Annotated in this window: 1 protein-coding gene; it reads left to right on the top strand. The window is 44.8% G+C overall.

What is annotated here, in order from left to right; translation table 11 throughout:
* Positions 1-299: 299 nt before the first annotated feature.
* Positions 300-1,643 (top strand): TldD/PmbA family protein, encoded by a 1,344-nt coding sequence (locus tag PX636_RS08485; RefSeq protein WP_288116749.1) that lies wholly within the window; start codon positions 300-302, stop codon positions 1,641-1,643.
* Positions 1,644-1,939: the final 296 nt, after the last annotated feature.

Genomic DNA, 1,939 nt, shown 5'->3' with positions numbered 1-1,939 from the left:
TCTGTTGGTTTAGGCAATCGATAATTAAGTGGGTGGGTGGAATTAAATATAAGATGAACGTAGGTTGGGTTGAAGCATGAAACCCAACGCCCGCATGGTTTACGCTACCGCTAACCCATCCTACAAATAATTGTGCCTCCCTACTTATCCAGCTTACGGCTGACCGCTATCAGTTATCAGATTTGAGTTTTCAGTGGACACTGTTAAGTGGCAAGTTCTGAGCTTTCTTTTCACTGATTACTGATTACTGATTACTGTTTACTGATAACTGAAAAATCCTCCAACACCAAAAAAAATCTATGCCAAAAGTTGAAGATATCGCCCAAATCGCTAATTCTAGCGCCCAAGCTTTAGGAATTGCTAAATACGACATCTATGGTTCCTCTGTGGATGAAACCGATGTGGATGTGTTTCAAGGGGAACCCAAACAGGTACAAGCTTCCAATCGTTCCAGCGTTATCGTTCGCGTCTGGAATCGGGATAATCAAGTCGGTGTCACCTCGACCACCGATGTGGACCTGGTGGGACTGCAATTAGCCCTGAAAACCGCCCAAGAAGCCAGCTTTTTTGGTGTTAAGGAAAATGTCCCCGATTTTAGTCCCGCTGCCACCGCACCCACCACAGAAGTGGCCAGCGAAATGTCTAATCAAGCACCTGTATCCACTCTCGTCGATAAGTTATTAGCCGCCGAAAAATCCCTACTAGCGGCCCATCCGGCTATTGCCAGTGTTCCCTATAACGGTTTGGGACAACAGCAGGTCAGACGTTTTTATCTCAATAGCGACGGGGCAATGCGTCAGGAAGCGCGTAGTTATGCCAGTGTGTATTTATACACCAAAACCGAACAGGAAGGCAAAAAACCCCGCAGCGCTGGTGCTTTTCGGGTGAGTCCGGGACTGGAAAAATTAGATATCGATGGTTGCATCGAGGAAGCGATTAGCAAAACTGTTAGCCATCTGGACTATCAACCGATTACCACGGGTAAATATTTGGTGGTTTTTGCCCCCCGCGCCTTTTTGAGTCTAATGGGAGCATTTTCTAATCTGTTTAATGCCCAAAATGTCCTTGATAAACAGAGTCTTTCTACTCCTGAATCCCTAGGGACACAAATCGCTGCTACTGCCTTAAATTTGTGCGATGATTCCCTCCATCCGGCTAATGTTGCCGCAGAAACTTTTGATAGTGAAGGCACTCCCACCCGTCGTGTGGAATTAATTAAAGAGGGGATTTTGAGTAATTTTCTCCATAGCACGATTACCGCTAAACGGATGAATACGGAACCGACTGGCAACGGTAACATTGGTTCAAAAGTAACGGTTAGTCCCCATTTTTATCACGTTTTTGCTAGTGCTAATCAACCAAAAAGCTATTCTTTGGAAACAGCAGAAAATGTGGTTTTAATTGATAGTTTACAGGCACTTCATGCGGGAGTTAATTCTCTACAAGGTTCCTTCTCTTTGCCGTTTGACGGTTGGTTAGTGAACAAAAATGAGCGCATTAGCATCGATTCCGCTACCGTAGCTGGGGATATTTTAACACTGCTGAAATCGATTGTTTATCTGGAACCGGAAGCAGTTATTACTCCCAGTGGTGTTTGTCCCTACGTTTGGGTAGAGGGTTTATCAATCACAGGAGAAGCTTAACACTATACCAGACCAAAAATAGGGGGTATTAACAAGGGTAATACCCCCGCAAGATGGATGTTAATTTTATAGTCGTGGGTAAGCTGTTGACTATCCAAATTACACTAAATCTGGTTATTAAAAACTGATTAGGATTTGCTGAAAAAGTACGGGCGAAGCATTCGGATAGAGAATCTACGGTTTCAGCGATAGGTTATTGCCCGAATGCTTCGCCCCTACAGGACGCGGGCCGATGAAGACCCAAGGTTTTGAACCACGATTCTCTCAAAATCTTGCACCTGTGGGGGCAAAACAGG

The sequence above is a fragment of the Microcystis sp. M53598_WE2 genome (genome assembly GCF_030067735.1).
GTDB lineage: Bacteria > Cyanobacteriota > Cyanobacteriia > Cyanobacteriales > Microcystaceae > Microcystis > Microcystis aeruginosa.
Note: the sequence above shows the minus strand (reverse complement) of the source record. Positions and strands in the feature narration are given on the sequence as shown.